General features: G+C 66.1%; 4 protein-coding genes. 3 read left to right on the top strand and 1 reads right to left on the bottom strand.

Annotated features, from left to right (window positions below; translation table 11 throughout):
* Positions 1–73 precede the first annotated feature (73 nt).
* On the bottom strand, positions 74–2116 hold the full coding sequence (locus PPL01S_RS24150) for a S9 family peptidase (RefSeq protein ID WP_016391895.1): 2043 nt from the start codon (positions 2114–2116) through the stop codon (positions 74–76).
* 82 nt (positions 2117–2198) lie between these two features.
* On the opposite strand from PPL01S_RS24150, the gene PPL01S_RS24145 reads away from it, so the two are divergent.
* The 3 genes from PPL01S_RS24145 to PPL01S_RS24135 are packed head-to-tail and all read left to right on the top strand — an operon-like array spanning position 2199 to position 4010.
* A complete protein-coding gene (locus PPL01S_RS24145) occupies positions 2199–2690 on the top strand; it encodes a hypothetical protein (RefSeq protein WP_028626224.1) in 492 nt (163 codons plus the stop codon).
* Positions 2691–2705: 15 nt separating this feature from the next.
* On the top strand, positions 2706–3479 hold the full coding sequence (locus PPL01S_RS24140; protein ID WP_028626225.1) for a class II glutamine amidotransferase: 774 nt from the start codon (positions 2706–2708) through the stop codon (positions 3477–3479).
* 9 nt (positions 3480–3488) lie between these two features.
* Positions 3489–4010: a DUF2937 family protein gene (locus PPL01S_RS24135; RefSeq protein ID WP_016391892.1), complete on the top strand. Its 522-nt coding sequence runs from the start codon at positions 3489–3491 to the stop codon at positions 4008–4010.
* The last annotated feature ends 86 nt before the right edge of the window (positions 4011–4096 follow it).

Below are 4096 nucleotides of genomic sequence, written 5' to 3'. Positions count from 1 at the left end.
GCTCGCGATGCGCCGCGCGGGCGGCGCTCGATCTCAAAGGCGCTTAAAACCTGACGGCGAACCCTTCAAACCCTCACTTCACCCCCAACTCCTCAAACACGAACGCATATTCAAGCGCCACATCACGCAGCCCCTGGTAGCGCCCGCTCATCCCGCCATGCCCAGCCCCCATTTCGGTCTTGAGCAGCAGCAGGTTGTCGTCGCTCTTGCGTGTGCGCAGGCGCGCCACCCACTTGGCGGCTTCCCAGTACTGCACACGGCTGTCGTTGTAGCCGGCGACCACCAGCATGGCCGGATAGGCCTGGGCACTGACGTTCTCGTAAGGCGCATAGGCCTTGATCCGCGCGTACACCTCGGGCTCCTCGGGGTTGCCCCATTCGTCGTATTCGGTGACGGTCAGCGGCAACTCGGGATCGAGCATGGTATTGAGCACATCGACGAACGGCACTTCGGCGATGGCGCAGCGGAACAGTTCGGGGCGCTGGTTGAGCACCGCGCCCATCAGCAACCCGCCAGCGCTGCCGCCGCTGATGGCCAGGCGCTCGGACGAGGTCACACCCTGGGCGATCAAGTGCTCGGCGCAGGCGATGAAGTCGCTGAAGCTGTTGTGCTTGTGTTCCTGCTTGCCGGCGCGGTACCAGGCTTCGCCGAGCTCGCCACCGCCGCGCACATGCGCGATGGCAAAGCCGACGCCGCGTTGCAGCAGGCTCAGGCGGGCATGGGAGAACCACGGGTCAAGGCTCTCGCCATAGGCGCCGTAACCGTACAGGTAGAGCGGCACGGTCTTGCCCTGGTCTTCACGGCGACGGACCAGGCTGATCGGTACCTGGGTGCCGTCCCCGGCGGTCGCCCACAGGCGTTCGCTGACATAGTCGTCGGCATCGAAGGCACCCAGTACCGGGGTTTCCTTGAGCACCGCCTGGTCGCCTGTGGCGAGTTCCAGCTGGCGTACCTGCGCCGGCCGGTTGAGCGCTTCGTAGCGCAGGCGCACGCGGGGGCTGGCGAACTCCAGGCTGTCCTGCACGTACAGGCTGTAGGCCGCATCCGGCAGCTCGACACGGTAGCTGGCAAGGCCTTGCGGGCGGACCTCGATGATCGGCAGGCCGCCTTCGCGCAGGCTCAAGGTCAGGGCGCTGGCATTCAGGCTGAGGCCCTCGAGCATGATGTCGTCGCGGTGGGCCGCCAGCAGTTGCCACTGGGCACGGGTCGGTACCTGCTCGGCCGGGGCGTGGTACAGCGCGAAGTTGATGCCGTCCTGGTTGGTGCGGATGAACCAGCGCCACTGGCCGTCGAGCTGGCCGTGGTCGGGGAAGTACTCGTGGCCTTCGACCCGCGGCGCCAGGCAGGTGAACGCGGCCTGCGGGGTATGGGCATCGAGCACCCAGGCTTCGCTGGTGGTCTTGCTGTTGAGCAGCAGCACCAGCTGTCGTTCGGAACTGGCGCGGTAGCAGTGCAGGAAGAAACGCCCATCGGGCTCTTCGAACACGGTCTGCGCGTCGGCCTCGCCCAGGGTGTGACGACGCAGGCGCCAGGGGCGATGGGTGTCGTCCAGCTCGGCGAAGAACAGCGTCTGGCTGTCGTTGGCCCAGGTCATGCTGCCGTCGCAGTCGTCGAAGGGCAGGGTGGTCAGCGCGCCGCTGGCCAGGTCCTTGACGTAGAGGGTGTAGATCTCGTCGCCGCTGCTGTCGAGGCTGTAGGCCAGCAGGCGGTGGTCGGGGCTGATGCTGAACGCGCCGAGGGACAGGAAGCCGCCGCCGGCCAGGTCGTTGGGGTCGAGCAGCAGTTGCTGTTGGCTTTCGTCCACGGTATTGGAGTCGTCTGCCGGTCGCGGGCAGCGGTAATGCCGCGGGTATTCGTCGCCTGCGGTGGTGCGGGTGTAGTACAGGTACGGGCCCCAGGGCGAGGGCAGCGACAGGTCGGTTTCGAGGATGCGGCCCTTGATCTCTTCGAACAACTGCTCGCGCAGCGGCGCCTGTTCGGCCAGGCAAGACTCCTGGTAGGCGTTTTCCGCTTGCAGGTAGTCGAGCACCTCGGGGGTGTCGCGCTGTTGCAGCCAGGCATAGGGATCGGCGCCCTGGTCCTGGCGGGCGATGGGGGGCTGGAGCGCGTTGGGCATCGGGGATCTCTTGGCTGGGGGGCGCCTGCGCCCGGAAAAGTGTTTATCATAGGCGTCTCTTTGCCTGGCTTGCACGATCACCATGACCGAGAACGACTATACCCTCGCCTGGGGCCTCTACGCCGTTGCCGCCCTGGGTTGCCTTTGGGTGGGTTTCAAAATCACTGGCTGGATGTGGCGCTGGCTGCGTGAGCCGCTGCGGGTGATCCTGGCCGTACTGCTGCTGACCCCGACCGTCGTCGACCCGGCCAAGGATGCCGTTGCCCCGGCGATCGCCATCACCACCCTGGACCTGGCCTTCAAGGTCGGCAACAACGCCTGGCGTGCGGTCTCCGACTTTGCCATGTACGGCATGATCGCCTTTGCCCTGTACGCGCTGTTCGTGCTGCTGCGCTGGCCCCTGGAAAAACGCGCCCGCGAGCAAGCCGAGGCCGCCGCCCAGCGCCAGGCCGCCGAGGACGCCCGTCTCGAAGCCGGTACCCCGCTGGCTGCCGAGCGCCACGACCGCTACCGCGATGACCCGCCGCCCGCCGCGCCCTCTGGCGGCCGTGGCCGGGTCGAGCCCCGTTTGTAAGCGGAGACTGCGAACATGTGCGAACTGCTGGGCATGAGCGCCAACGTCCCCACCGACATCGTCTTCAGCTTCACCGGTCTGATGCAGCGCGGTGGCCGCACCGGCCCGCACCGCGACGGCTGGGGCATCGGTTTCTACGAAGGCCGCGGCCTGCGCCTGTTCCAGGACCCTGCCGCGAGCAGCGAGTCGGAAGTGGCCAACCTGGTGCAGCGCTACCCGATCAAGAGCGAAGTGGTCATCGGCCATATCCGCCAGGCCAACGTCGGCCGGGTATGCCTGTCCAACACCCACCCGTTCGTCCGCGAAATGTGGGGCCGCAACTGGTGCTTCGCGCACAACGGCCAGCTCGGCGACTTCAAGGGCGAGGCGACCTTCTACCGGCCCATCGGCGACACCGACAGCGAGGCCGCCTTCTGCGACCTGCTCAACCGCATCCGCGCCGCCTTCCCGGAGCCTGTGGAAGTGGAACAGCTGCTGCCGGTGCTGGTCGAAGCCTGTGCCGAGTACCGTGGCAAAGGCGTGTTCAACTGCCTGCTCAGCGACGGTGACTGGTTGCTCTGCTTCTGCTCGACCAAGCTGGTCCACATCACCCGCCGCGCGCCCTTTGGTGCCGCGCGGTTGAAGGATGTCGACCTGATCGTCGATTTTCACACCGAAACCACCCCCAATGACGTGGTGACGGTGATCGCCACCGAGGCCTTGACCGAGAACGAGACCTGGCGGCGCTACGAGCCCGGCCAATGGGCCCTGTGGCGGCACGGGGAATGCGTTACGCAAGGCCAGAGCTAAGGACGCTGCATGTTCAGAAGTTACCTGCGGTTGCTGCTGTTCACCTTCGGCCTGCTGGCCGGTATCCAGGTGCCTGGGCTGGTCAAGGACTACAGCCAGCGGGTCGAGGCGCACCTGTTCGAATCGCGCCAGGCGCTCGATGGCTTCAAGCAGACTGCCGAGCGCTTCTTCAAGGGCGACCTGCAGGCGCTGGTGCGGCATTACCGCAGCAGTGACGACCCGGTGTTCAACAGCGATGCCAACAGTATCGAGAGTCTGTTGATGCGTAATCAGCTGCTGGAGAACGAGTGGCAGGCGCTGCAGGGATCGTGGGTGACGACGACCTGGCATGTGCTGGTGCAGCCGGATCCGCAGTTGCGCGAAGAGACGCTCAAAGGCTACAGCTATCAGATTCTGCTCGTGCCGGAGGCGATCGGGTGGGGCGTTGGGGCAGGCTTCGTTTTGGCATTCGTGGTCGAGAGCTTCTTGCTGGGGATAGGCTGGGTCATTCTGGGGGGGCGGCGCAAGGCGGTCAAAGAGAGCTGGCGCTGATTGTTGCAGTGCCAGTACCGGCCCTATCGCCGGCAAGCCGGCTCCCACAGGTGGGGCACCGCACCCGAGAGCGGTGGTGTTCCTGT

The sequence above is a fragment of the Pseudomonas plecoglossicida NBRC 103162 = DSM 15088 genome (assembly GCF_000730665.1).
Lineage (GTDB): Bacteria > Pseudomonadota > Gammaproteobacteria > Pseudomonadales > Pseudomonadaceae > Aquipseudomonas > Aquipseudomonas plecoglossicida.
This window is presented reverse-complemented; position numbering and strand designations above follow the sequence as displayed.